Genomic DNA, 25731 nt, shown 5'->3' with positions numbered 1-25731 from the left:
TTTGTACCTATCTGTGCCCTGTTTTCGTTTGCTGTTCATGGATATAAACTTTGGTTCATGTTCATAAACATGAACATGTGTTTATGGGTGAGAACAAGAACCTTGGTGCCCGGGTTTCCGTACCCCCAGCGTGGGGCCGCGCCGGTTTCGAAAGGAAGCAACATGGCAGGTCTTTACTACGAGCAATTCATCCCAGGCCAGACGTTCCACCACGACTGGACGCGCACCGTGACCGAGATGGACAATGTCTTGTTCAGCACGCTCACGATGAATGTGCAGCCGCTGCATCTGGACGCGCACTTCGCCGCCAAGACCGAGTTCGGCAAGCCGCTGGTCAACAGCCTGTTCACGCTGGGCCTGCTGATCGGCATGACGGTGAACGACACCACGCTGGGCACCACGGTGGCCAACCTGGGCATGAGCGAGATTGCATTCCCGAAACCCGTTTTTGCGGGCGACACCCTGCATGTACGCACCTGCGTGCTTTCGGTGAGAGAGAGCCAATCGCGTCCGGCCGCCGGCATCGTCGAGTTCGAGCACACGGCGCTCAATCACCGCGATGAAGTCGTGGCGGTGTGCAAGCGCTCGGCCCTGATGCACAAGCGCCCGGCGTAGGAGCGGCACAACATGACCCGTTCCATGCTGTTCGTGCCCGCAGACTCGGAGCGCAAATTCGCGCATGCCCTGGCCGGCGCGGCCGACGCCCTGATCCTGGATCTGGAGGATTCCGTGGCCCCGGGCCAAAAGCCCGCGGCACGTATCCAGGTGCAGGCCTTCTTGCACAACCGGTGCGACAAGGCACTGTGGGTGCGTATCAATGCCCTGGATGGGCCGCAGGCACTGGCCGACCTGACGGCCGTCATGCCCGCGCGCCCTGAGGGAATCGTTCTGCCCAAATGCGCGGGCCGCGCCGACTTGCTGCGCCTGGCCCATTACCTCGATGCCTTCGAGGCTGCCGCGGGCAGCATGCCGGGCAGCACGCGCATCCTGGCCATCGTCACCGAAACAGCGCAGTCGCTGTTCGGGCTGCACGACTACCGCGGCGCCACGCCGCGGCTTTGGGGACTGTCCTGGGGCGGGGAGGACTTGGCCGCCGATCTCGGGTCTTTGCGCAACCGAGTGGCGGGCCGCTATACCGAGCCCTTTCGGCTGGCGCGCTCGCTGTGCCTGATGGCCGCCGCGGCGGCAGGGGTGCGGGCGGTGGATACGGTCTGCGTGGATCTGGATGCTCCGCAGGTCCTGGCCGAGGAAACCCGCGAGGCCTTGTGCGACGGCTTCGCCGCCAAGATGGCCATCCATCCGCGCCATGTCGATGCGATCAACGCGCTGCTGTCGCCCGATGAGAGCCAGCTGCAATGGGCGCGCGCCGTCGTTCAGGCCTTCGACGCGCATCCGGGCGAGGGGGCGTTGAAGCTGGATGGCAAGATGATCGACATGCCGCATCTGCGCCTGGCGCGTCGTCTGTTGGGAGACTAGCCATGCCAGGACCTCTGCATGGAATCCGCGTGGTCGACATGACCAGCGTAGGCATGGGGCCCATGGCCACCCAGATGCTGGGCGACATGGGGGCGGATGTCGTCAAGGTGGAGTCTGCCGACGGCGATGTGTTCCGCCACGTCACGCCGCAGCGCCATGCCGCGATGAGCCATGCGCACCTCAACCTCAACCGCAACAAGCGCAGTGTCGTCATCGACGTCAAATCGGAGGCGGGGCGCAAGCAGCTCGATGCGCTGATCGCCAAGGCGGATGTCTTCATCACCAACATGCGCGCACCGGCCGTGCGGCGGCTTGGCTTGGACTATGCATCGCTGGAGCCGCGTTTTCCGCGGCTGGTCTACTGCGCCTGCTATGGGTACTCGGAACGCGGCCCCTATGCGGGCCGGGCGGCCGTCGACGACACCATCCAGGCGGTATCCGGCCTGGCCTGGCTGCAGGGCGGAGCCAAAGGCCAGGCCCCGCGGTACGTCAACACGGTGGCGGCAGACAAGGTGGTGGCGCTCTATGTTGCCAACGCCGTGACCAGCGCGTTGCTGGCGCGCGAGCGTGGCGCCCCGGGGCAGGCGATCGAGGTGCCCATGTTCGAATGCATGGTTGCATTTCTGGCGCCCGAGCATCTCGCCGGGCTGACCTTCGTGCCGCCAGAAGGGCCGCCCGGGTATTCGCGGCTGCTCAATGAATATCGCCGGCCTTTCCGCACCCGGGATGGATATATCAGCGTCGTGCCGTACACCACGCCCCAGTGGCAGCGCTTCTTCGCGCTGACGGGGCACCCGGAGATGGCTGACGACCCGCGCTACCAGACCCTGAGCAGCCGCAGCCGCCACTTCCCCGAGCTCTACCGCTATGTCGACGCCGCGCTGGCCGAGCGCAGCACCGCCGAGTGGCTCGGCCTATTGGCGACGGCAGACATCCCGTTTGCCCCGGTGAACGATTTCGCGGCGCTGCTGGAGGACCCGCATCTGAAGGCCACGGGTTTCTGGCACGAATCCGAGCATCCCACCGAGGGGGCGCTGGTCCAGGCTGGCTTGCCCGTGAGCTTCAGTGCAACGCCGCCGGACATCCGGCGCCATCCCCCGGGCCTGGGCGAGCACACGGCGGAAATCCTGGGACCGCTTCGCGCAGGCACCTGACGCTCCGAGAGGGGCCAGAGGAGACGCTGATGAATAGGCTTATGCAACCCGCCCTGCTGGCGGCGGTGGTTTGGGCATCGGCGGCGGCTGGTGCCGCCGGCTATCCGCAGGCGGATAAACCCATACGTTTCGTGGTGGGGTTTCCGGCCGGCAGCAGCATCGACAACGTGTCGCGCATCGTGCTCGATGACATCCGCACGCGCACCGGCGCCCAGATCGTCGTGGAGAACAAGCCGGGAGCGCTGGGTGTATTGGGCGTGGATGCGGTTGCGCGCGCGGCCCCCGACGGCTACACCATGATGCCCAGCTCAAGCGCCACCAGCTCGTCCGGGCCGCACTTGTCCAAGGCCTTCCAGCGCTACGACGCGCTCAAGGGCTTCACGCAGCTTGGCCGGGTGGTGCGCTTCGACGTGGTGATCGTGACCCGCGCCGGTGGTCCGCTCGAAAGCGCCGAGCAGCTGATCGCCGCGGCCAAGGCCCGGCCGAATGCCGTGACCAGCGGCTACGGCTCGGGTACCGGCCAGGTGGTGGCCGCCGCCTTCAGCCGGGCCGCCGGGGCGCAAGTGCTGAGCGTCGCGTACAAGGGGCAGCCGGCTGCGGTGACCGATCTGATCGGGGGGCGAGTCGATTTTGTCGCCTCCGACCTGGGCGCGGTGCTGACGCAGATCCGCGCCCGCAACCTGAAGGCGGTGGCCCTGATGTCGGGCAGGCGCTCCACCATCTTGGCGGATGTGCCCACGGCGCAGGAGCTGGGGTTGGGCAAGCTGGAGCTGACAGGCTGGATCGGCGTTGCCGGCCCTGCGGAGCTGCCCTCCGAAGTCAGGAACTGGTGGGCCGCGCAGTTGGGGGAGACCCTGCGCAATCCCGCCGTTCAGGAGCGGCTGCTCGGCATTGGCATGGAGCCCGACCTGATGACCGGCGCTGCCTTGCAGGAATTCGTGCGGACCCAGTACGAAAGCTGGGGGCAGCAGATCCAGCAGGCAGGCATTCAGGCCGAGTGATCCGTTTCGGGCCTGGCGACCGCCATAGGCAGGCCTTAGGCGTCTACCTGGTCGTTGGACAACGAGACGTAGATCAGCACCAGCAGCAGCGTGGTGAAGAAGCGGCTGGCGTCGGGCACGCCGTTCCATTGCTTGGACATCCACATGCCGAACCACTCGCCGCCTATGGACATGAAGCCCACCTGCCAGGTGAGAAAGCCCAGCGTCAGGCCGGCGATGGCGAAGCGCTTGGCGCGCCGGAACGCGGCGTCGTCGGCCTTGAGCGCCTTCAGCAGCCGGATGCCGCCGACCCAGCACAGCAGGGCGGTGGCGGTCTCGAGCGCGATGATGAAGATGTAGCCGGCATGCTGCACCGCGGGCGACTCGATGGCGCGGTACATGATCTGGTTGCCGGGGAAGGTCGTGTCCATGAGGAAGACGTGGTGCACGAAGGCGAAGTTGGTGCCGTAGTCGGTGATGTTGCCGAAGCTGACCAGCGAGGCGAACAGGGCCATGGCCAGCACCATGGAGATTTTGGACAGACGGATGATCATGGTCGGGGTTTCTCTTTCCTGAATGGGGGGTGGAATCCGTTTTCTCCATGCCGACGGCCATCCACTCCCGGTCAGGGCGGGGCGAAGACGGGCGTGCGCCGGCCGCGCTGAGGGCGGCCTGGCGGCTATGGACAGGGAAGAAGCGGGTGCGCGGAATGCGCGGGTAGCGCCGGGACGGCGGAAGAAATCCAGCTGGGTATCGGGACTGGCGTTACCTGAAGCCTGCGGGCCCCGCGGGGAAGCGGGCCGGCCGGCTGGATGGCCCCAGCTTTGGTGCCGCGTATTCTAGCCAGGAAAGAGGAGGTGCCGGCGCAAGGTCGAAGCTGTCTAAAACAATAGCTGCTTGCAATTGCTACACATTGATTTCAATGAGAAATATATTTGAAATCCAATGAGAATAGGCGCAGGCAGCTCTCTTTTTGATATCAACCGCGCCGGTCGAGCAGCTGGTACAGCAAGATGGCGCAGAACGTCGAGGTGCCGATGCCGCCGAGCGCGAAGTCGCCGAACTTGAGCGTGAAGTCGCCGGTGCCGATGATCAGGGTGATGGCCGCGACCAGCAGGTTCTTGTTCTGTGAGAAGTCCACGTGGTTCTCCACCCAGATCTTGGCGCCGGCGATCGCGATCAGGCCGAACACCACGATGGACACGCCGCCCATGATCGGCAGCGGTATCGCCTGGATCAGCGCGCCGAACTTGGGCGAGAAGCCCAGCAGCAGCGCGATCACGCCGGCCATCATGAACACCGCGGTCGAGTAGATGCGGGTGGCCGCCATCACGCCGATGTTCTCGGCATAGGTGGTCACGCCGGTGCCGCCGACGCTGCCGCTGACCATGGTGGCCAGGCCGTCGCCGATGAAGGCCCGGCCCATGTAGCGGTCCAGGTTCTGCCCGGTCATCGCGGTCACCGCCTTGATGTGGCCCAGGTTCTCGACCACCAGGATGATGACCACCGGAACTATCATCACCGTGGCCTGCGCGGTGAAGCTCGGCGCCACGAAATGCGGCATGCCCACCCAGGCGGCGGCGGCCACGCCCGACAGGTCGACCGGCTTGCCCAGCCCGAGGCCGTTGCTCAGCAGCGCATACACGATGGCGGCGGCGATCAGCCCCACCAGGATCAGCAGCCGCTGCACCATGCCGCGCGTGAGCACCGCCACCAGGCTCACGCAGACGAAGGTCATCGCCTGCATCCAGCTCTCGAAGTTGTTGGCCGCCATGTTCTTGACCGGCACGGCGGCCAGGTTCAGGCCGATCACCGCGACGATGGCGCCGGTCACCACCGGCGGCATGAAGCGCTCGATCCAGCCGGTGCCCACCGCCTGCACGACCAGGCCGATCAGCGTGTACACCAGGCCGCAGGCGATGATGCCGCCCAGCGCCACCGCCATGTTGGCATTGGCGCCGCTGCCGCCGTAGCCGGTGGCGGCGATCACCACGCCGATGAAGGCGAAGCTCGAACCCAGGTAGCTGGGCACGCGCCCGCCGGTCAGCAGGAAGAACAGCAGCGTGCCCACGCCGCTCATCAGTACCGCCACATTGGGGTCGAACCCCATCAGGATGGGCGCGAGGATGGTGGAGCCGAACATGGCGATGACGTGCTGCACCCCCATGACGGTGGTCTGCGGCCAGGGCAGGCGCTCGGTGGGCGACACGACGTCGCCGGTGCCGGGGCGCACTTCGCGCCAGTGGGGGATCAGTGGTTCGGACATGGTGCAGTTCGGATGAAGAGGTGCTGCATCATAGTGAAATCGTTGCAATTTGTAGTGCTGCGCGGTGGGGGCGGGAACGCTTTTTTACGCATCGCGTGCGACCCCGCGCTTTGCCTGCCCCGTAGAGCGGCGCGACAATCGGCCGCGCCGTGATAAAAAGGTAAAAAGGTAAAAAGGTAAAAAGGTAAAAAGGTAAAAAGGTAAAAAGACAGAGGGGAGTTTCATGGACTGTACGACTTGCGGGCATGCGCTTGCCGCCGACGCCCGCTTTTGCACGCAATGCGGCGCCCGTGCCGCCTTGCCTGCCGCGCCGGCCCTGGTGTTCGGCGAGGTGCAGGATTTTCCCGCGCCGCCTGCCGCAAGCCGGCCAGGGCGCCAGGCGGGGCTGCCGCCGCTGTTCCCGCAGGAGCCCGCCGCCGGCGGCGCGGCGCCCTGGATCGTTGCCGTGCTGCTGGCCGTGCTGCTGCTGGCGGCGGCCGGGGGCTGGTGGTGGTGGCGCGCACGCGATGCCGGCGAGCCCGCGGCAGGCGCGCAGGCGGTGGAGAGCACCGCCGCTGCGCCGGCCCAGCCCGAGGTGCAGGAGGCTCAGCAAGAGGATGCCCGGGCGGAATCTTCCGTGCTGGCCGCGGATGCCGCGCTCGGGCCGGGCGAGGTCATTGAAGAGGCCGGGCCTGTGGCCGTGGAGGCTGCCGCGGCGCAGGCGGCTATAGTCGACCGCCAGAGCGCCAGCATTGGCGAGGCCGGGCCGCCCGCTGCGGCGCCCCGCCCGGCACCGGCCCGCAAGCCTGCCGCCAAGCGGTCGTTGGATGATTTATTGGATTGATGGAGTCGACATGAAGAACTGGAAACTGTCTGCAGTCATTGCCGCGGTGGTGCTTGCCGGGTGTGCGGCGCCGCCGGCGGCGCCTGAGCGCAAGGCCGCGGCCGCGCCGGTGGATTGCAGGGTCTCGCCGCAGCCCGGCTGCCTGCAGCCGCCCCCGCCGCCGCCCAGCCGGCTCGATGCGTTTGCCGGCAAGGCGGCCGAGCAGATCAATGCGGTCGAGGCCCTGCGCCAGCGCGCGGTCGAGTCGATGGCCGCGCTGCCGCCCACGCAGCGCATCAACCAGAGCGAAACCCGCACCCGCATGCAGGAGTTCGCGCTGGCCTCGGGCGAGCGGCAATCCATCAAGGTGCTGGATGCCGTGGCGATCGACCTGCCGTTCGCGGCGAAATCGCAGTACGAGCACAAGCAGGCCATGATCGCGATCAAGGACATCGCCACCTTGCTGGCCGACGAGCGCGGCTCCGCCACCATCCGGGTGATGGTCTCGCCGGCCGACCTGCGCGCCAAGCGCGTCAACCTCAAGTCCGGCACCGCCGACACCGAGGCCGGGCATCCGGTCGCGGTCAAGAAATCGGCCGACAAATCGGTGCCCGCCGGCATCGAGCGCTTTCTGATCCAGGGCAATCCCCTGCCGCGCCAGGTCGACTAAGCAAGAGAGGAGCAGCGCATGACCGCGAAAGCCATGTTGAAATCGATCGACTTCGGCCAGTTGCTGCGCGCCGCCGAGGGGTTGACGCAGTGGCGGGCCATGGGGCTGTCCTTCCTCACCTGGCTGGCGGGCGGCATGGTCATGGCGCTGGGGCAGATGCTGGCCGGCGCGCTGGGCAGCGTGCTCGTGGGGCTGGTGTTCGCGCTGCTCGCCGGCGTGGTGTTCGCGGCCGGCATGTCGGCCGTCGGCATCTTGCTGCTGGACCGCGCCAAGGGCCTGGAGCCGCGGCACTATGTCGACGCAGTGGCCGCGGGCCTGGCCTGCGTGCCCAGGCTGCTGGGCTTCGCGCTGCTGGTGGTGGCGGCGCTGCTGGGGCTGTACATCGTGGCCGCCATCGTCTACTTCGTCTGCAAGCTGCCGCTGCTCGGGCCGCTGCTGTTCTTCGTGGTGCATCCGGTGCTGGTGGTCGCGGCCGCGGTGCTGTTCATCGCGCTGTACTGGGTGGCTGCGCCGCTGCTGGCGCCGGCGATCTGGGACGGCCGTTCGCTGCGCAGCGCGGTGTCGCTGGTCGTGGCGGTGGCGCGCAGCCGCATCGTGCAGGTGGTGGTGATGCTGCTGGTGCTGTATTTCATGCTCGGCGTGATCGCGCTGATCCTGTTCAGCGGCTTTGCGCCCGGCTTCTCGTCGATGACGGGGCTGGCGGCCGGCATCATCGGCCCCGGCATGCTGACCTCGCTGGGCGGCATGGAGGGCGCGATGGGCGTGATGGGCGGGGCCGCCGCCAGCAGCGGCCATGCCGTCGCGGGCGCGCTGTCCACCGTCATCATGTTCGCGGTGGTCATGACGCTGCTGGCGCAGGTCATGGTCATGGGCATGAACCTGATCTACCTGATGGTGTCCGAAGGCCTCGACGACGAGGCTTCCGAGGCCAGCCTGCAGGCCGGCATCGCCAAGGCCCGCGAAAAAGCCCGCCAAGCGCAGGAGCTGGCCCAGCAAAAGGCCCGCGAGGCGGCCGAGCGCATGCGGCAGCGGCGTGCGGCCCGCAGCGCACAGGCCGCGCCGCCCGCCGGCCCGCCCCCGCTGCTGGCGCACGATGCGGCGCTGGCGCAGCCGCCGGCCGCTGCCGCTGATGGCGGCCCAACAGCCGGCCCCCAGGCCCAGCCGGACTGCCCGATCTGCTCGCAGCTGGTCGAGCCGGGCGACCGCTTTTGCGGCCACTGCGGGCACAAGCTGCAGTGAAGCGGCAGCAAATCATTGCGCAAGGTTAAGAACTGTTGCATCTATGGGCGTGCCGGCCCCCCATAATGGCAGCCCAAGTCAGCATCGGCCGGGGAGGGTACACTTCGGCGATTGACCCCGAAATCCCTTGTAAAACACTCCATGTCCGGCGAAACGACGCAACGCAGCGGTTTTGATATGAAGAGCGCCCAATTGCCGGTGGTGGCATTCGCGCTGCGCTCCACCGACGTGGCCCTGCTGGAGCAGGAGTTCGCGCAGCGCTTCGCCGGCGCCTCGGCCTTCTTCGACAACGATCCGGTGCTGATCGACCTGCTGCCGGTGCGCGAAGCCGAGGGTGACATCGATTTCTCCGCCATCGTCGAGCTGCTGCGGCGCTACCGCACCCAGCCGGTGGCGGTGCGCGGCGGCAATGCGCTGCAGATGGCGGCGGCCCATGCGGCGGGCCTGGTGGCCGCGCCCGAGGCCCCGCCGGTGCGCCCGGCGGCCGAGCCGGTGGTGCAGGAGATCATCCACGAGGTGGAGGTCGTGCGCGAGGTGCAGCTGCCCGCCCGCCCCGCGATGCGGGTCGACAAGCCGCTGCGCTCCGGCCAGCAGGCCTATGCGCCCGGCGGCGACCTGATCGTGATGGCCATGGTCAGCTACGGCGCCGAGGTGATCGCGGACGGCAACCTGCATGTCTACGGCCCGCTCAGGGGCCGGGCGGTGGCGGGCGCGCGCGGCGACGTGCAGGCGCGCATCTACTGCACCTGCTTCGAGCCGCAGCTGGTGTCCATTGCCGGAATCTATCGTACAGTGGAGACGGAGCTGCCTCCCGAGATTGCCGGCAAGCCCGCGATGGTGCGGCTGGACGGCGAAAAGATTGTGATCGAGCCGCTGTAGCGCCAGGGCCGCCAGGGCGGCGGCAGGCAAGCGGCTCCAAAGGAACCTTGAAGGGAAACTGGAAAACATGGCCAAAATCGTCGTTGTGACCTCCGGCAAAGGGGGGGTTGGCAAAACCACCACCAGCGCAAGCTTTTCCGCCGGCCTGGCGCTCGCCGGCCACAAGACCGCGGTGATCGACTTTGACGTGGGGCTGCGCAACCTTGACCTGATCATGGGCTGCGAGCGCCGCGTGGTGTACGACCTGATCAACGTCATCCAGGGCGAGGCCAACCTCAAGCAGGCGCTGATCAAGGACAAGCAGCTCGACAACCTGCACATCCTCGCCGCGTCGCAGACCCGCGACAAGGAGGCGCTCACGCAGGACGGCGTCGAGAAGATCATCAAGGAGCTGGCCGACATGGGTTTCGACTACGTGGTCTGCGACTCGCCGGCCGGCATCGAGAGCGGCGCGCTGATGGCCATGCACTTCGCCGACGAGGCGCTGGTGGTGACCAACCCCGAGGTCTCCTCGGTGCGCGACTCGGATCGCATCCTGGGCATGCTCAGCTCCAAGACCAAGCGCGCCATCGAGGGCAGCGAGCCGATCAAGGAGCACCTGCTCATCACCCGCTACAACCCCAACCGCGTCGAAGACGGCCAGATGCTGTCGCTGACCGACATCCAGGACATCCTGCGCATCCCGCTGATCGGCGTGATCCCCGAGTCCGAGTCGGTGCTGCAGGCCTCCAACCAGGGCACGCCGGCGATCAACCTGGCGAGCACCGACGTGTCGGAAGCCTACAAGGACGTGGTGGCGCGCTTTCTGGGCGAAGACAAGCCGATGCGCTTCACCGATGCGCAAAAGCCCAGCTTCTTCAAGCGCATCTTCGGGAGGTAAGCCATGTCCCTGCTGTCCCTGTTCCTCGGAGAGAAGAAGAAGACCGCATCGGTGGCGAAGGAGCGCCTGCAGATCATCCTGGCCCACGAACGCTCCGGGCGCAGCAACAACCAGCCCGACTACCTGCCCGCGCTGCAGCGGGAGCTGATGGCGGTGATCGCCAAGTACGTGAAGATCAACCCCGATGACGTGCGGGTGAACCTGGAGCGCCAGGACGACCTGGAGGTGCTGGAAGTCAAGATCGAGCTGCCGGAAACCGTAGGCAGCAAGTAAACGCTCACATCTGATGAAAAAGCGGCTCCTGGGGAGCCGCTTTGCTTTTGGGGCAATGCTGCTTGGCTGGTTTCCAAGCGTCGGTTGTTCATTTAGAATTTCTGTTCACGAAACGTGAACATTGAAAAATGATGAACAAGCAGCGCATTCTCCAGCAGGCGCGGCAGGCTGCCATGCAATCTGCGGTGCATCTGGTGGAGCCCGAAGGCCATGGCGCCGCGGGCGACGGCCTCCTGGCCCTGGATATGCCCGATGGACGCCGTGAGCTGTTTGCGGCGCAGGTCAAGGCCGTCGACCGGCTGCAGACGCTGCGTGCCATGAGCGGGCAGGCCGGGCCATCGCGGCAGCTGCGCCGGCTCCTGGTCGCGCCGTACCTGTCGCAAGCGGCGGCGGCGGAGTGCCGCCGGCTGGGCCTGAACTTCATAGATGCGGCGGGCAATGCATATATCGACGTTCCTGGCCAACTGGTATTCGTTACGGGCATGCCCCGGCCCGAAGACGCCCGAGTCCTGCGCGAGCATGGGGCGCTGCGCACGGCGAACGGGCTGCGCATCGTTTTTGCGCTGCTGACCCAGCCTGGTCTCGTGCGTCAGCCGCAAAGGGACATTGCCGCGCAGGCCGGCGTGGCACTGGGCTCCGTGGGCAAGGTACTGGAGGACTTGCAGCGCCACGGCCACCTGAGCCTGGGGCATGGCGCAGATCGCCGCTTGCTGGCAGTGGATGAACTGCAGCAAGCCTGGGCGCGGCACTATCCGGTATCGCTGCGCAGCAAGCTGAACCCCCGCCGCTATCGCGCCACCATGGATTGGCAGTGGCAGGCAGCCAGCCTGCCATCCGGCCAGGCGGTATGGGGCGGCGAGCTTGCCGCCAGCCATTTGCAGGGCTATCTCCAGCCGGCCGAGGCAACGGTCTACAGCTGGGTTGCGCGCGAGCGCCTGATGATGGAGCTGCGGCTGCGTCCCGATCCCGCGGGCACCATCGAGATCCTGGATGCCTTTTGGCCGCAAAGGAGCCAGGAGGCGGCAGCGGTGGCGCCTGCGCTTTTGGTCTATGCCGATCTGCTGGCCAGCCCCGATGGCCGCAACCAGGACGCCGCCGCCAGGCTGTGGGAGAGCATCCCCCATGCTTGAGGTGCCCGGCCATCGACCGATAGAGCCGTTGCTGCGCGAGATCCTCGAATGTGTCTGCCAGGCCACCCAAGCGCTCGATGTGCAGTTTTTCGTGGGCGGTGCCATGGCGCGCGATATTTTGCTGACCCATGTATTTGGGCAGCGCATGGCACGGGCCACGCGCGACGTGGACCTGGGCCTCTATCTCGGCAGCTGGGGGCAGTTCCAGGCCCTGAAGGACAGGCTGGTGGCGGCTGGCCGCTTTGTGGCGGAGCCAGGCAGCGCACAGCGGCTGCGGTACCCGGGGCCCAGGGGAATGCCTGTGGATTTCATCCCTTTTGGCGCCGTGTCCACGCCTGACAAGTCGATATCCTGGCCGCCCGACCACGATATCGTCCTGAATGTGGCAGGCTTCGAGGATGCATTTGCATCCTCGCTGGTCGTGGATCTTGGGGGCGGGCTGCGGGTGCGGACCTGTTCCCTGCCAGGGCTGGCGGTACTCAAGCTCATGGCCTGGAAAGACCGCGGGCTTGCCACCAACAAAGATGCCATCGATTTCTTGCTGCTTGCACAGCGGTATGGCCAGGCGCAAAACCTGGATCGCCTGTACACCATCGAGCAAGGGCTGTTGATCGAGGCAGGGTACGATCCGGACCTCGCCGGGGCCATGCTGCTCGGCAAGGATGCCGCCATGCAATGCCAGCCGGACACAGCCCATCGGATTGCCGGCATCTGGGCCGAGCCGGCACTGCGCCAGCGCATGCTGGATCAGCTGTTGCGCGCGCAGGCGGGCGTGGCGAACCGGGGTGATGCGGCGGGCGTCGAAGACTTTGTCGACGCCTTTGGCCGGGGTTTTGCAGCGGCTCAGCGCCTGGGGTAGTGCAGAGCGTGCCGCACTACTTGGCCGTATCCGCGTAGGCGTGCGCCATCCAGTACTTGAAGGTGCCCTGCGCGGTGGCCAGGATATTGCGCTCCTGGTCGTAGATGTTGGCCTCGCAGGTGCACAGCGAGCGGCCCTGGTTGATCACCCGGCCCTCGGCCAGCAGCGGGCCGCGGCCGGGGCGGATGAAGCGCGAGGACATCTCCACCGTTACCGCGGTGCTGGCCGGCGCGCCCGGCGCGAGCACCGCGGCGCGCGACATGGCCACGTCCAGCAGCGTCATCAGGATGCCGCCGTGCGCGGCGGGCAGCTGGTTGCACAGGTCCTCGCGCAGGTCCTTGAGGTGCACGCGCACGATGCCGTCTTCGAAATTCGGGTCCTGGTAGGCGCCGATCAGCCGCAGAAAGGGTACGCGGCTGTTCAGGTCCTCGATGCTCAGGCGCTGCTGGGTGGGGCGCGGATGAGCGCTTGTCATCCCCGGGCCTCGCGGATCATGTTGCGCGCGATGATGATCTGCTGGATCTGCGTCGTGCCCTCGTACAGGCGGAACAGGCGCACGTCGCGGTAGAAGCGCTCGATGCCGTACTCCGTCATGTAGCCCGAGCCGCCCAGGATCTGCACCGCGCGGTCGGCCACGCGGCCGCACATCTCGGTGGCGAACATCTTGGCGCACGAGGCCTCGGTGGAGACGTTTTTCTTGTCGTCGCGGCGGCGCGCGGCCTCGATGGTCATGCACTCGGCGGCGAACAGCTCGGCCTCGCTGTCGGCCAGCATGGCCTGCACCAGCTGGAACTCGCAGATCGGCTGGCCGAACTGCTTGCGCTCAAGCGCATAGGCCAGCGCATCGCGCAGGATGCGCTTGGCCACGCCCACCGCCACCGCGGCAATGTGGATGCGGCCCTTCTCCAGCACCTTCATCGCGGTCTTGAAGCCCTGGCCTTCCTTCAGGCCGATCAGGTTGGCGGCCGGCACGCGCACGTTGTCGAAGATCACGTCGCAGGTGTGCGCGCCCTTCTGGCCCATCTTGGCGTCGTACTTGCCGAAGCTGATGCCGGGCGACTTGGCGTCCACGATGAAGGAAGACACGCCGCCCGAGCCCTTGTTGCTTGGGTCGGTGCGCGCCATCAGCGTGAACATGCCGGCGTGCGGCGCATTGGTGATGAAGCGCTTGGTGCCGTTGACCACGTAGTGGTCGCCGTCCTTGATGGCCGTGGTGCGCAGCGAGGCCGCGTCGGAGCCGGCCTCGGGCTCGGTCAGCGCGAACGAGGCGATCACCTCGCCGGTGGCCAGCTTGGGCAGCCACTGGGCCTGCTGCTCGCTGGTGCCGTCCATCAGGATGCCCTGCGAGCCTATGCCCACCGTGGTGCCGATGATGGAGCGGAACGCGGGCGAGGTCTGGCACAGCTCGAAGAGCACGCGCACTTCCTCTTCCATGGTCAGCTCCAGGCCGCCGAACTGCTCGGGGATGGTCATGCCGAACAGGCCCAGCTCGCGCATTTCCTGCACGATGGCTTCGGGGATTTCGTCGGTCTCGGCGACTTCGTTCTCGGCCGGCACGAGGCGTTCGTTGACGAAGCGGCGCACGCTGTCGAGCAGCGCTTCCAGGGTTTGGGGATCGCGGATCATGGTGGTGTTGCGGAGGGTGGAGTGTGGATGGATTACAGGGTGGCGGCCGTGCCCAGGATGGCGGTGGACTGGCTCGACAGCGTGCCGCCGTTGCCGTGGGCCAGCGCCAGTTGCGCGCCGGCCACCTGGCGCTCGCCGCCCTGGCCGCGCAGCTGGCGCACGGCCTCGATCAGCGCGAAGATGCCATACATGCCCGGGTGCACGCACGACAGGCCGCCGCCGTTGGTGTTGACCGGCAGGCTGCCGCCGGGCGCGATCGCGCCGCTGGCCACGAAGGCGCCGGCCTCGCCCTTCTTGACGAAGCCCAGGTCTTCGAGGAACAGCAGGGTGTTGATGGTGAAGGCATCGTACAGCTCCAGCACGTCCATGTCGGCGGGCTTGAGGCCGGCCATCGCGAACGCCTGCGCGCCCGACTGGGCCGCGGCGGTCACTGTCAGCTCGGGCATGCTGGAGATCTGGCGGTTCCAGCAGGCGGTGGCATTGCCCAGCACGTAGACCGGGGCCTGCGGGCCGCTCTTGGCGCGGTCGGCGCGGGTGAGCACGAAGGCGCCGGCGCCGTCGGTCACCAGGCAGCAGTCGCGCACGGTGAACGGATCGGCCACCACGCGGGCCTTGAGCACGTCTTCGATGCTCAGCGGCTCGCGCATGAAGGCCTCGGGGTTCTTCTGCGCCCACTGGCGCGCGGCCACCGCCACCGCGGCGAGCTGCTCGCGCGTGGTGCCGTACTGCTGCATGTGGCGCGCGGCCGCCATCGCGTAGGCGGCCACCGGCATCACCGGCTCGTAGGGGTGCTCGAAGGGCTGCGGGTCCATGAACTTGCGCGCCGCGCCCGATTCCTTGCGGCCGAACACGGCCGAGCGCTGGGCGCTGCCGTAGCACACCAGCACCGCATTGCACTGGCCGGCTTCCAGCGCCATGATGGACGGCAGCAGGTGCGCGATGAAGCTGGAGCCGCCGATCATCGTGCCGTTGACGTAGGTGGGGTTGATGCCGAGGTGCTCGATCACCGGCATGGGCCACATGGTGGCATTGACGCTGGCGGTGCACAGGCCGTCGATGTCCTGCATGGTCAGGCCCGCATCGGCCACGGCCGCATGGGCGGCGCGCACCAGCAGGGTCATGTCGTCCATGCCCGGGGCCTCGCCGCAGCCATAGGTGGCCACGCCGGTGATCGCGGCCTTGCCGCGCAGGGCCTGCAGGCCGGTGCTGCTGTTCGTCTGGATCTGCACCATGCTCATGCCCCCAATGCTGCCTTGAAAACCACTAGGCCCTTGCCGCCCTGTTGAATAACTTCTGCTTTGACCGCCAGGCCGATCTTCACATCGGCGGGCGCCGTGCCCTCGACGCGGCCCATCATGCGCACGCCTTCGGCCAGGTCGATCAGCGCCACGTTGTAGTCGCCGCCGGCCTCGGCCTTGCGGCGGATCACGGTGGTGGAATACACCGTGCCGTTGCCCGACGGCTCTTCCCAGGCGAGCTGGTCGCTGCCGCAGTGCGGGCAAAGCTCGCGGGGGTAGAAGATCGCCTGGGAGCAGCCTTTGCAGCGCTGGATCTGGAAGCGGCCGGCATCGAGCGCGGCCTGATACTGGCTTGACATCGAGGGTGTCATTTCGGAGTCTTTCTTCTGCGAAATTGGCGGATGGCCGAGCATCGGGGAATTCGCCCGCCAAGGCAATTGGGCAATCGCAAAGGGGGCCTTCGGCGTCACCTGACGAACGCATGCGGTGCCGCGCGCCCGCATCCGGGTTTGTCTGGCTTTGGCAATACCAAAGGGTGGGCTTGCAAAAAGCAAAAGCGGCTTGCGCCCAAATCCCTAGGATTTGCCGTTTGGTCCGGCCAAGGAAGACAGGAGATATCTGGATGAAACAAGCGATGGCGAATCTGGCGGCACTGGCTGCGGCGGGTGCTTTTGGTGCATTGGCATGCGCGCTCCCCGCCCAGGCGCAGGGCATATCCGGCGACGTGGTGAAGATCGCGGTGCTCAGCGACATGTCCGGCCCCTATGCCGACACGGCCGGCCGCGGCTCGGTCGAGGCCGCGAAGATGGCGGTCGAAGACTTTGGCGGCACGGTGGCCGGCAAGAAGATCGAAGTCGTCTTCGCCGACCACCAGGGCAAGGCCGACGTGGGCTCCAGCAAGGCGCGCACCTGGTTCGACACCGATGGCGTGGACGTGATCGTCGACCTGAACAACTCCGCCGTGGCCATGGCTGTCTATAACTTGGCCAAGGAGCGCAACAAGCTCATCCTGACCTCGGGCGGCGCCTCGGACGCGCTGACCAGCGAAGCCTGCATACCCACCGCCATCCACTACACCTACGACACCTACGCCATGGCCAGCGGCGTGGCCCATGCGCTGCTGGCGCAGGGCAAGAAAGACTGGTACATCATGGCGGTGGACTATGCCTTCGGCAAGGCCGGCGCCGAAACCGTGACCAACATCGTCACCAAGAACGGCGGCAAGATCGCCGGGCGCACCAACTTTCCGCTCAACGCCAGCGACTTCTCGTCCTTCGTGCTGCAGGCGCAGGAGTCCAAGGCATCGGTCGTCACCCTGGTGAGCGCGGGCAACGACACCATCAACGCCATCAAATCGGCCAACCAGTTCGGGCTGATGAAGAACCAGACCGTGGCGCCGCAGTTCATGTTCATCCAGGACGTGCACTCGCTCGGCCTCAAGACCGCGCAGGGCCTGACCTTCGCCACCGCCTTCTACTGGGACCGCACGCCCGAGACCCGCGCCTTCGCGCAGCGCTTCCATGACCGCATGGGCAAGAAGACCATGCCCTCGATGGTGCATGCCGGCACCTACTCGGCCGTCACCCAATACCTCAAGGCGGTGGCGGCCATCAAGTCCGACGACGGCCCGGCCGTGACCAAGTACCTCAAGTCCGCCAAGATCGAAGACTTTGTCAGCCAGAACGGCCATGTGCGCGAAGACGGCCGCATGGTGCACGACCTGTACCTCGCCCAGGTCAAGTCGCCCGCCGAATCCAAGGGCCCGTGGGACTACTACAAGATCATCGGCACCATCCCCGGCGACAAGGCCTTCCGCCCGATGGAAGACGGCAAGTGCCCGCTGGTGAAGAAAGGTTGAGCCCCATGAGCACATCCGCCTACCCCCAGCTGCAGCTCTACATCAACGGCGAATGGCTGGCCGCCGGCAGCCGCGCCAGCGAGCCGGTCATCAACCCCGCCGACGAATCCGTGCTGGCGCAGCTGCCCCATGCCAGCGAAGCCGACCTGCAGGCCGCGCTGGCCGCGGCCAGGGCCGCCTTTGCCGCCTGGCGCGACGCATCGCCGCTGGCGCGCGCCGACATACTGCGCCGCGCCGCCACCCTCATCCGCGAGCGCGCCGACCACATCGCCCGCTGCATGACGCTGGAGCAGGGCAAGCCGCTGCGTGAGGCCCACGCCGAAGTGCTGGCCGCCGCCGACACCTACGAATGGTATGCCGAGGAAGGCCGGCGCAACTACGGCCGCATCGTGCCCGGCAAGACGCCCACCCAGCGCATCTCGGTGCTGCACGAGCCCGTCGGCGTATGCGCCGCCTTTGCGCCGTGGAACTTTCCCTCCATCACCCCGGCGCGCAAGATCGCCGGCGCGCTGGCCGCCGGCTGCACGCTCATCCTCAAGCCCGCCGAGGAAACCCCCGCCACCGCCCAGGAGCTGGTGCGCGCGCTGCACGACGCGGGCCTGCCCGCCGGCGTGCTCAACATGGTGTTCGGCGTGCCCGCCGAAGTCTCGGGCTACCTGCTGGAGCGGCCCGAGGTGGCCAAGTTCTCGTTCACCGGCTCCACCGCCGTGGGCAAGCTGCTGGCCGCGCAGGCCGCCAAGAGCATGAAGCGCGCCACGCTGGAGCTGGGCGGCCACGCGCCGGTCATCGTCTGGGCCGATGCCGACCTGGAGCGCGCCGCCGACATGCTGGTGGCCGGCAAATACCGCAACGCCGGCCAGGTCTGCATCGCGCCCACGCGCTTTTACGTGCAAGCCAGCCGCTTCGATGCCTTCGTGCAGGCCTTCACCCAGCGGGTGAAAAAACTCAAGGTTGGCAACGGCCTGGACGAATCCAGCCACATGGGCCCGCTGGCCAACCCGCGCCGCATCGCCGCGCTCAAGCGCTTGATCGCCGACGCCAGGGAGCGTGGCGCCACGCTGCACACCGGCGGCCAGCCCATCGCCGGCCCCGGCTTCTTCTGGGAGCCCACGGTGCTCAGCAACCTGCCCGAAGACGCCGCGCTGATGAACGAAGAACCCTTCGGCCCGGTGGCGCTCATCAACCCGGTGCAGGACCTGGATGAGGCCATCGCCCGCGCCAACCGCCTGCCCTACGGCCTGGCGGCCTACGCCTTCACCCAGGACAGCGCCGTGCGCCAGCGCCTCGCCAAGGGCGTGGAAAGCGGCATGCTGGGCATCAACAGCCTCAACATCTCCATGCCCGAAGCACCGTTCGGCGGCGTCAAGGAAAGCGGCTGGGGCTCGGAATGCGGGATCGAAGGGCTGCAGGCGTATTGCAATGTGAAGCTGGTGAGTGAGGATTAGGCAATGATGATATTAAAAGAATAGCTTTTAGCGCTTGATATGTCGTCGTTTTAATATAAAAAGTATTTGAAATGATTGCTGATCAAGTGCTAGCAGCTCTCTTTTTTTGAGAAAACCGCTGCGCATGCAAAGCCGCCGAATCCCAAGCGCCGGCGGGCATCGCGCATGTGGCCACCAAGCCAATCAGCGAATACCTGGCAATTGCCGGGCCGGGGAATGCTTGGTCAACAAATGCAAATGGGTGTTCGCAGTGCACGGCAGGCGCGCTACTATCTTCGGAGCACCTTTGTGTGCACATGGTGGCATTGGCCAATTTCCAACCAGGTAAATATCGAGGATTCCTATGAGCGGCTACTACGAGCTCAAGCGCAGCGGCGATCAATACATGTTCAACCTGAAAGCTGGAAATCACGAGATCATTCTCACCAGCGAGCGCTACACCACCAAGGCCAGCGCCCAGGAAGGCATCGCGTCGGTTCAAAAGAATTCACCCACCGATGCGCGGTATGACCGCAAGGTCGCATCCGACGGTTCGCCATATTTCACCCTGACCGCGACCAACGGCAAAATCATCGGCAAAAGCGAAATGTACTCGGGCACCGCAGCCCGTGAAAATGGCATCGCCTCCGTCAAGACCAATGGGCCCAGCACCACGGTGAAAGATATCACCTGAAGAAAATGCCCTGGGCAGGGGCCAATTAATCAGGACCGCCCGGTTTGCCCCCTCCCGCTTGGGCGGGAGAGGGCTGGGGAAGCGCTTGAAGCATAAGCGCTGACAGCCCTTTTCCTATGCCCGGGCGCGGCTGTCCTCCTCCAGCTGGCGGGCGGTCTGCACCACCAGTGGGCCGACGGATTGCCGGATCTCGGCGGCGCTGTACTGGCCGCGGGGCAGCGAACAGTTCAACGCCATCGGGCCACCCTCTGCCGCGCAATGCAAGGGCGCGACCACCATCACGAAGCCGGGGTACATCTCGCTGGGCTCTACCAGGTAGCCCTGGCGCAGCAGGCTGTGCCGTGCTCGCTCGACGGCCGGCCAATGCTGCGCGAACGCGGCCGGGTCGGCCACTTGCAGGCGGTTGCGCAGGCGCTCGGCCTGGGCGCCTTTCAGCGATGCGAGCATGGTGCGGCCCAGGATGCTGGCAAGCACTGCGTAGCGCAGCCCCACGTCCGGGTGGGCGCTGCTCGATTCGTCAAAGCGCACGGTCTCGATATACAGCGTATGCAATCCGTCGAGCGTGGCCAGGTTGGTGTTGACGCGAAAGCGCTGCGTCAGCTGCTGCATCAGCGGCTTGGCCCGCTGGCGGATGGTGGAACTGGCCAGCAGCGGATACGCCAGCGAGGCAACCCCCCAGGCCAGGGCGTACCGGCCTGTGGGCGCATCGCGGCGCAGATAGCCCAGTTGCTCCAGCGTGTAGGTCAGCCGCGACACGGTGGCCTTGGGCAGGCCACCCAGGCGCGACAGCTCGTTCACGCCCAACAGGGGCTGCGCCGGCGTCCAGCAGCGCAGCAGCTCGAATGCCCGCGCCACGGCAATGACAAAGTTTCGATCCACGCAGGATCCGTCTTCACTGGATAAGGCTTGCATGCTGCCCTTGGGAGATGTTGTGGCGCATTTGTGAATGGGGAATGCGCTAGCGTTCCGCACAGCGGAACATTGTGAAGGTGTTTGCAACGGGCATGAAATACTGGGCCATCTCCCACAGAGGAGCCATGACCATCCGGCAGCCGCCGAAGGAGACAGTGGATGAAGACGGCCCTTTTCGCGCGCTTGTGCATCGGCATTGCCTGGTTCGTGCTGGCCGCGGCCCCCACGGCCCCCACGGCCCAAGCACAGGCCCCGGCCTACCCGGCCAAGACCATCAAGATGGTGGTGCCCTATGCCGCAGGCGGCACCACCGACCAGATGGCGCGGCTCATATCCGGCGAGATGAGCAAGACGCTGGGCCAGGCCATCATCGTCGAGAACCGCCCCGGGGCCGCCGGCGTGGTGGGTACCGAGTACGTGGCCAAGTCCGTGCCCGATGGCTATACCGTGTGCTTCTGTCCCACGGGCTCCACCATCGTGATGCCGCTGCTCGACCCCAAGATCCCCTACCGCATCGACCGCGACCTGCCGCCGGTGGTGTTTTCGCATCGCTATGGGCTGGCCATCATGCTCGGGCCGCGCATGCCGGCGAGCGTGAAGAACCTGGGCGATCTGATCGCCTATGCGCGGGCCCGCCCGGGCCAGCTCAGCTACGCCTCGGTGGGCACGGGCAGCCCCAACCACCTGGGCGGCGAGCTGCTCAACGCCATGGCGGGCATCCAGGTCACGCACGTACCGTACAAGGGCGAGTCGCAGGCCATGACCGACCTGCTCGGCGGCCAGGTGGACTACCTCATCGCCTCGGTGCTGATTGGCGAGGCCCAGGCCAAGAGCGGCAAGGTGCGCATGATCGCGGTGACCGATCCGGCGCGCATCGAGCGCTTTCCCGACATTCCCGCCGCCGCCGAGACCCTGCCGGGCTACTCGGCCTCGGCCCATGTGGGCCTGCATGTGCCGGCCGGCACGCCGCAAGCGGCGATCGACAAGCTGGGCGGCGCGCTCACGGCCGCCATCGCCCAGCCCGGCGTGCGCGAGAAGATGGTGGCCCAGGGCATCACCCCCATGGGCCAGGGCCCCGACGCCTACCGCCAGTACCTGCACGACGAAACCGAGAAATGGCGCCGGCTGATCGAGGGCCGGAACATCAAGCTCGAATGAAGGCCGCGCCTGGCGCCTGGGTGACTGCCAGCCGGGCGCGGGCGGCTTCTACTCGCTTAACCAACTCTGCCAAGGACTGCCATGAGCCTCGTCTTGCGCGATGACCGGGATGGCCTGGTCACGCTGATCCTGAACCGCCCCGACAAGCTGAATGCCCTGAATGTGGAACTCTTCGTCGAGCTGCGCGCCCATGTGGACCGCATCGCCCGGCAGACGGATGAGGTGGGCCTGGTGGTGCTGCGCGGCAGCGGCAAGTGCTTCTCGGCCGGGCACGACCTGGCCGACATCGGCGCTGGCGAGCAGCCGCCCAAGCCGGGCTTTCAGGCCGAAACCATCGAGGCCCTGGCCAACCTGCCGCAGCCGGTGCTCAGCGCCGTGCACGGCCACTGCTACACCGGCGCGCTGGAGCTGGCGCTGGCCGGCGACCTGATCGTGGCCGCCGCCTCGGCCCGGTTCGCCGACACCCATGCGCGCTGGTCGCTCACGCCGCTGTGGGGCATGAGCCAGCGCCTGCCGCGCCGCGTGGGGCGCGCCAAGGCCATGGAGATGATGCTCACCGCCAAACCCTACAGCGCTGCCGAGGCCGAAGCCATGGGCCTGGTCAACTGCTGTGTGGCCGACGCGGATTTCGACGCCCAGATCGAGCAGATGGCGCGGCAGATCCTGGCCAACTCGTGGTTCAGCCACCGCGCCAACAAGGCCCTGCTGGTGGAGACCGACGGCCTGCCGCTGGCCGCCGGCCTCTCGTACGAGATCAGCCGCACCCGCGGGCGCGGCCCCGACATGCAAGAGCGCATCCGCGCCTTCACCAGCAAGACCGCCAGGATTTCCTGACCGCCGGAGCCCGACCGATGACCACAGCAGGCCCGCGCAGCGGGGCACTCTCCCACATCCGCGTGCTCGACCTCTCGCGCGTGTTCGCCGGCCCCTGGGCGGGGCAGATGCTGGCCGACCTCGGGGCCGAGGTCATCAAGATCGAGCGCCCCGGCGAGGGCGACGACTCGCGCCGCCTGGGCCCGCCCTTTCTGCGCGACGACGCGGGCAACAACACGCGCGATACCGGCTTCTTCCTCAGCGCCAACCGCAACAAGAAATCCGTCACCATGGACCTGGCCCATCCCGAGGGGCAGGAGCTGATCCGCGCGCTGGCGCGCGAGTGCGACGTACTGATCGAGAACTACAAGGTGGGCGACCTGCGGCGCCACGGGCTCGACTACGAATCGCTGCGCGCCGAGAACCCGCGCCTGGTGTACTGCTCCATCACCGGCTACGGCCAGACCGGGCCGTACCGCCAGCGCGCGGGCTACGACTCGGTCTTCCAGGGCATGGGCGGGCTGATGGCCGTTACCGGCCACCCCGACGGCGAGCCCGGCGGCGGCCCGCAGCGGGTGGGCCTGATCATGACGGACTTTACCGCCGGCATGTACGCATCCATCGCCATCCTTGCCGCGCTCAACCACCGCGACGTGGTCTCGGGCGAGGGCCAGTACATCGACCTGGCGCTGCTCGACGCGCAGGTTGCGGCGCTGTCGCACGCCGGCATGGCCTACCTGGTCTCGGGCGACAAGCCGGTGCGCAACGGCGCGGCATCGCTGGCCGCCGCGCCCTCGCAGATGTACCACTGCCAGGACGGGCCGCTGATGCTGGTGGTGGGCAACAACACGCAGTTCGCCAAGCTGGTGGCCGCCATGGGCCTGCCCGAATTGCTGCAGGACGAACGCTTTGCCGCCAACGCCGGCCGCGTCGTGCACCGCCAGGCGCTGAACGCCATCCTGGAGCCGATATTCCTGTCGCGCCCCAAGGCGCACTGGGTGGAGGCACTGAACGCCGTGGGCGTGCCCTGCGGCGCGGTGAACGAGCTGCCCGAGGTGTTCGAAGACCCGCAGGTGCAGGCGCGCGAGATGGTGGTGCATATGCAGCACCCCCTGCGCAGCGCCATGCCCATGCTGGCCAACCCCATCCGCCTGTCCGCCACCCCGGTCAGCTACCGCTCCCGCCCGCCCGACCTGGGCCAGCACACCGACGAGGTGCTGGCGGCATTGCTGGGGTGCAGCGCGGAGCGGCTGCGGGAGTTGCGGGAGGCGGGGGTGATTTGAGTGGGGGCTGGGCTGGGGCTCGCAGTGCAGGCTGGAGGGGCTGCAGGCGTATTGCAATGTGAAGCTGGTGAGTGAGGAGCAGTAGGGCTGCTATTGAAAAGAGAGCTTTTGACGATTGTTTGTTAGGTATTTCAATGTGAATGCTGCGGGCGGCGCGCTCCCAGGCGCCGGCATTTTTTGCAAGGCTGGGCTTTGTTCCTTCCAGTGAGGCTATGGAGCGAGTCCGGGGGCATGCTTCATAAACCTTCTTTTTAGGCTCAAGGATTTTGAAATCGAAGGTGGTCAGTGATAGACGACAGCTTTCAGCTAGGGACTGTTATAGATCTACCGGCAAAGCCACCCTTCGAAGCCGAGCGCGACCGGAGGATTGCCGAAATGAGGCGGCTCGACAGCAGAGCTAGCCAGCAGTTTCACCTTGCACCAGAGTTTGTGCCCTCTTTCGACGTGAACTCGAGTAGTTCAATGCCTCCCATATATCGAATCGGCTCATCATCGGTGAAGGCAATGATGTAGTCTTGTAGCCAGCGATGCTTTGCAAGTTCAGTCTCACGGCCATCAAGTTCCGCTGACTCTGCGGCAAAAATTGCCTTGGCTAACTGGTAGCATTGGGTCACATGACTGTGGGCAAAATGAACAAAATGGACACCGTTTTGGATGCAAATTAGAGCTTCATCTTGGACGCGTCGTATGTCCTCGGGGGGGAATCTACTGCCGGTGCGCAACATTTCAACTACGCTTTTATCGATCACGACTCGTGGGTAAATGGCTTGTTTCTGCTCAATCTCATACGCGACCGCGAGGGCATGGCTGTATGTGAGACTGCCAGACTTGAAGTGCTGCTCGAATGCAATACCTCCACGGATCAGCAGGCCACTTTGGAGAAATGCCCGTTGAACTTCTGCGATAGTCGAGAGAAATTCCGCAATCCCTGTCGAGGCGTTTGCGGCGATGATGATCGTGTCACTGATCGCCTGATAGGCCAACTCAGTCTCATTGATTGAGTTGAGCACGGATAGGGCCGTCTCAAGCTTCGACTTAAACGTCTCGCGTCCAGAGGCGCGGTCCGCCTTAAGGTGATTGCGATACGCAAGAACGTCAAGCAGGGCAACTAAGCTATAGGTCTTTGCCATCATCGTCTACTCGAGGATGGCAGCGAGCTTTGCGATCTCTGCACTGTATTCGTCCATGCGCTTCACCCATTCACCCCAGACGGCACCGCGGTAGTAGTCACCGTCAGAGGATGCAAGCTCGGTATCCTTCTGGTCGATGTCAAAAATGGCTTTCCCGACCAATTGGGCAACTGGCGCCATTGGGCCAACATCCCGGATTGATGCAACGAATGGCTGAGATAGGAGTTGAGAGGATAATGGCTCGAGCCGCTTTAGCGTAGGGTTTGCCAGCATCCCGATTAGCGCGTCTCTGACGCGTTCTTCCCACTTCAAATAGGATGCTTTTTTCTGACCGGCTCGATGGATCTTATAGTTATTAAGAATCGCACCATAGAATTTTGTAATGGGGAAGTACGCTTCTAGGCCAAATGGCTCGAAGGATGCTACAACGGCCTCATGCCTAGAAAGCCAGTCGCTAATAATCGCTCCCATGCCTTGGACTGCCTGGAATGAGAAGCGGTCTGGCGCTGTGGGAATAAAGACGCCGTCGCACGCGAGGATCACCATGCGTGTTATCGACCCTGCACTTGGGCCGACGTCGCAAAGGACGTATTCAAAACCGTGTAGACTGGCTAGATCACGAAACATGCGGGTGAGCACGGCATATGTGTTCTTTTCGTGCACCGCCTCCGTGATTGCCTGAGCAATTGCAACCGAGAAGTTCTGCTCGGCACGCGAGAAGTTGATGTCCCCCCGGAGTAGAAAAAGGTTTTCGTAAATGGGAGAGGCTGCAAGCTGTATTCTTTTTGCATCGATCCGCGCGGCGTCACCATCGAATCGTGGTTTCAGCGCCTCATAAATGGTCGTTCCAGGGAGCGAGGCATCTGGGTCGTCGTAGCTCTCTGTGGCGCAGAAGAACAATTCTGTGCAATTGCATTGAGGATCGCAGTCAACTAGGGAAGGTCTGCAAAACCTCTCGTCAATCCGACTGGTGTGCAACCTGAGGAG

At 65.8% G+C, this 25731-nt stretch carries 27 protein-coding genes; 18 read left to right on the top strand and 9 right to left on the bottom strand.

Features of this window, described 5'->3' with window-relative positions; translation table 11 throughout:
- The first annotated feature begins 162 nt into the window (after positions 1 to 162).
- From ACODRX_RS10745 to ACODRX_RS10730, 4 genes are read left to right on the top strand one after another with little or no spacing between them, the layout of a single operon-like run.
- Positions 163 to 615, top strand: coding sequence for a MaoC family dehydratase (locus tag ACODRX_RS10745; protein ID WP_488871484.1), 453 nt, complete (start codon positions 163 to 165; stop codon positions 613 to 615).
- A 12-nt stretch (positions 616 to 627) separates the two neighbouring features.
- Positions 628 to 1476 carry an HpcH/HpaI aldolase/citrate lyase family protein gene (locus ACODRX_RS10740; RefSeq protein WP_488871483.1) on the top strand — a complete coding sequence of 283 codons (849 nt, stop codon included), beginning with the start codon at positions 628 to 630 and terminating at the stop codon, positions 1474 to 1476.
- Positions 1477 to 1478: 2 nt separating this feature from the next.
- Positions 1479 to 2630 carry a CaiB/BaiF CoA transferase family protein gene (locus ACODRX_RS10735; RefSeq protein ID WP_488871482.1) on the top strand — a complete coding sequence of 384 codons (1152 nt, stop codon included), beginning with the start codon at positions 1479 to 1481 and terminating at the stop codon, positions 2628 to 2630.
- A 41-nt stretch (positions 2631 to 2671) separates the two neighbouring features.
- Positions 2672 to 3631 carry a tripartite tricarboxylate transporter substrate binding protein gene (locus tag ACODRX_RS10730; RefSeq protein WP_488871481.1) on the top strand — a complete coding sequence of 320 codons (960 nt, stop codon included), beginning with the start codon at positions 2672 to 2674 and terminating at the stop codon, positions 3629 to 3631.
- A 35-nt stretch (positions 3632 to 3666) separates the two neighbouring features.
- On the opposite strand, the gene ACODRX_RS10725 is transcribed toward ACODRX_RS10730, so the two are convergent.
- Positions 3667 to 4164, bottom strand: a complete 498-nt coding sequence (locus tag ACODRX_RS10725) for a DUF2165 family protein (RefSeq protein ID WP_488871480.1) — start codon at positions 4162 to 4164, stop codon at positions 3667 to 3669.
- A gap of 425 nt (positions 4165 to 4589) precedes the next feature.
- Positions 4590 to 5876, bottom strand: coding sequence for a solute carrier family 23 protein (locus ACODRX_RS10720; protein ID WP_488871479.1), 1287 nt, complete (start codon positions 5874 to 5876; stop codon positions 4590 to 4592).
- Positions 5877 to 6099: 223 nt separating this feature from the next.
- On the opposite strand from ACODRX_RS10720, the gene ACODRX_RS10715 reads away from it, so the two are divergent.
- The 8 genes from ACODRX_RS10715 to ACODRX_RS10680 all read left to right on the top strand — a co-directional run bounded on the left by ACODRX_RS10715 (position 6100) and on the right by ACODRX_RS10680 (position 12608).
- A complete protein-coding gene (locus ACODRX_RS10715; protein ID WP_488871478.1) occupies positions 6100 to 6699 on the top strand; it encodes a zinc-ribbon domain-containing protein in 600 nt (199 codons plus the stop codon).
- 10 nt (positions 6700 to 6709) lie between these two features.
- On the top strand, positions 6710 to 7348 hold the full coding sequence (locus ACODRX_RS10710; RefSeq protein WP_488871477.1) for a hypothetical protein: 639 nt from the start codon (positions 6710 to 6712) through the stop codon (positions 7346 to 7348).
- A gap of 18 nt (positions 7349 to 7366) precedes the next feature.
- Positions 7367 to 8587: a zinc ribbon domain-containing protein gene (locus ACODRX_RS10705; RefSeq protein ID WP_488871476.1), complete on the top strand. Its 1221-nt coding sequence runs from the start codon at positions 7367 to 7369 to the stop codon at positions 8585 to 8587.
- Between the two features lie 141 nt (positions 8588 to 8728).
- Positions 8729 to 9466, top strand: a complete 738-nt coding sequence (minC, locus tag ACODRX_RS10700) for a septum site-determining protein MinC (RefSeq protein ID WP_488871475.1) — start codon at positions 8729 to 8731, stop codon at positions 9464 to 9466.
- Between the two features lie 67 nt (positions 9467 to 9533).
- The gene (gene minD / locus ACODRX_RS10695; RefSeq protein ID WP_488871474.1) at positions 9534 to 10346 is read left to right on the top strand and encodes a septum site-determining protein MinD; all 813 of its coding nucleotides are present in this window, start codon (positions 9534 to 9536) and stop codon (positions 10344 to 10346) included.
- 3 nt (positions 10347 to 10349) lie between these two features.
- On the top strand, positions 10350 to 10619 hold the full coding sequence (gene minE, locus ACODRX_RS10690) for a cell division topological specificity factor MinE (RefSeq protein ID WP_488871473.1): 270 nt from the start codon (positions 10350 to 10352) through the stop codon (positions 10617 to 10619).
- Positions 10620 to 10747: 128 nt separating this feature from the next.
- Positions 10748 to 11749, top strand: coding sequence for a type IV toxin-antitoxin system AbiEi family antitoxin (locus ACODRX_RS10685; RefSeq protein ID WP_488871472.1), 1002 nt, complete (start codon positions 10748 to 10750; stop codon positions 11747 to 11749).
- Positions 11742 to 12608, top strand: a complete 867-nt coding sequence (locus ACODRX_RS10680; RefSeq protein WP_488871471.1) for a nucleotidyl transferase AbiEii/AbiGii toxin family protein — start codon at positions 11742 to 11744, stop codon at positions 12606 to 12608. Before ACODRX_RS10685 ends, ACODRX_RS10680 begins: the two co-directional genes overlap by 8 nt.
- 16 nt (positions 12609 to 12624) lie before the next feature.
- Here ACODRX_RS10680 and ACODRX_RS10675 read toward each other — a convergent pair whose 3' ends face one another.
- The 4 genes from ACODRX_RS10675 to ACODRX_RS10660 are packed head-to-tail and all read right to left on the bottom strand — an operon-like array spanning position 12625 to position 15831.
- Positions 12625 to 13083 carry a PaaI family thioesterase gene (locus ACODRX_RS10675; RefSeq protein WP_488871470.1) on the bottom strand — a complete coding sequence of 153 codons (459 nt, stop codon included), beginning with the start codon at positions 13081 to 13083 and terminating at the stop codon, positions 12625 to 12627.
- Positions 13080 to 14234, bottom strand: a complete 1155-nt coding sequence (locus ACODRX_RS10670) for an acyl-CoA dehydrogenase family protein (protein WP_488871469.1) — start codon at positions 14232 to 14234, stop codon at positions 13080 to 13082. The genes ACODRX_RS10675 and ACODRX_RS10670 overlap by 4 nt, the downstream gene beginning before the upstream one ends.
- 32 nt (positions 14235 to 14266) lie before the next feature.
- Complete coding sequence (locus ACODRX_RS10665; protein ID WP_488871468.1) at positions 14267 to 15472, bottom strand: thiolase; 1206 nt, start codon at positions 15470 to 15472, stop codon at positions 14267 to 14269.
- Positions 15469 to 15831, bottom strand: a complete 363-nt coding sequence (locus tag ACODRX_RS10660; protein WP_488871467.1) for a Zn-ribbon domain-containing OB-fold protein — start codon at positions 15829 to 15831, stop codon at positions 15469 to 15471. Before ACODRX_RS10660 ends, ACODRX_RS10665 begins: the two co-directional genes overlap by 4 nt.
- A gap of 263 nt (positions 15832 to 16094) precedes the next feature.
- Here ACODRX_RS10660 and ACODRX_RS10655 point away from each other — a divergent pair, with 263 nt between their 5' ends.
- The 3 genes from ACODRX_RS10655 (at position 16095) to ACODRX_RS10645 (ending at position 19448) form a co-directional block, all read left to right on the top strand.
- Positions 16095 to 17330, top strand: a complete 1236-nt coding sequence (locus tag ACODRX_RS10655; protein ID WP_488871466.1) for an ABC transporter substrate-binding protein — start codon at positions 16095 to 16097, stop codon at positions 17328 to 17330.
- Between the two features lie 5 nt (positions 17331 to 17335).
- Positions 17336 to 18775, top strand: a complete 1440-nt coding sequence (locus ACODRX_RS10650; protein WP_488871465.1) for an NAD-dependent succinate-semialdehyde dehydrogenase — start codon at positions 17336 to 17338, stop codon at positions 18773 to 18775.
- A gap of 343 nt (positions 18776 to 19118) precedes the next feature.
- Positions 19119 to 19448 carry a YegP family protein gene (locus ACODRX_RS10645; protein ID WP_488871464.1) on the top strand — a complete coding sequence of 110 codons (330 nt, stop codon included), beginning with the start codon at positions 19119 to 19121 and terminating at the stop codon, positions 19446 to 19448.
- A 114-nt stretch (positions 19449 to 19562) separates the two neighbouring features.
- Here the strand turns inward: ACODRX_RS10645 and ACODRX_RS10640 are convergent, their stop codons facing one another.
- On the bottom strand, positions 19563 to 20327 hold the full coding sequence (locus ACODRX_RS10640; protein ID WP_488871463.1) for an IclR family transcriptional regulator: 765 nt from the start codon (positions 20325 to 20327) through the stop codon (positions 19563 to 19565).
- A gap of 192 nt (positions 20328 to 20519) precedes the next feature.
- Between ACODRX_RS10640 and ACODRX_RS10635 the strand changes: the two genes are divergently transcribed.
- The 3 genes from ACODRX_RS10635 (at position 20520) to ACODRX_RS10625 (ending at position 23614) form a co-directional block, all read left to right on the top strand.
- On the top strand, positions 20520 to 21518 hold the full coding sequence (locus ACODRX_RS10635; RefSeq protein ID WP_488871462.1) for a Bug family tripartite tricarboxylate transporter substrate binding protein: 999 nt from the start codon (positions 20520 to 20522) through the stop codon (positions 21516 to 21518).
- Positions 21519 to 21599: 81 nt separating this feature from the next.
- Positions 21600 to 22352 (top strand): enoyl-CoA hydratase/isomerase family protein, encoded by a 753-nt coding sequence (locus ACODRX_RS10630; RefSeq protein ID WP_488871461.1) that lies wholly within the window; start codon positions 21600 to 21602, stop codon positions 22350 to 22352.
- Positions 22353 to 22369: 17 nt separating this feature from the next.
- Entirely contained in the window at positions 22370 to 23614 is a 1245-nt protein-coding gene (locus ACODRX_RS10625) for a CaiB/BaiF CoA transferase family protein (protein ID WP_488871460.1), read from the top strand.
- Between the two features lie 410 nt (positions 23615 to 24024).
- On the opposite strand, the gene ACODRX_RS10620 is transcribed toward ACODRX_RS10625, so the two are convergent.
- Both ACODRX_RS10620 and ACODRX_RS10615 read right to left on the bottom strand, forming a co-directional pair.
- A complete protein-coding gene (locus ACODRX_RS10620) occupies positions 24025 to 24747 on the bottom strand; it encodes a hypothetical protein (protein ID WP_488871459.1) in 723 nt (240 codons plus the stop codon).
- Positions 24748 to 24750: 3 nt separating this feature from the next.
- Positions 24751 to 25731 (bottom strand): ParA family protein (locus ACODRX_RS10615; protein ID WP_488871458.1); only part of this gene is annotated, 981 nt, incomplete at its 5' end.

The organism is Comamonas sp. FG99, from assembly GCF_057808605.1.
Note: the sequence above shows the minus strand (reverse complement) of the source record. Positions and strands in the feature narration are given on the sequence as shown.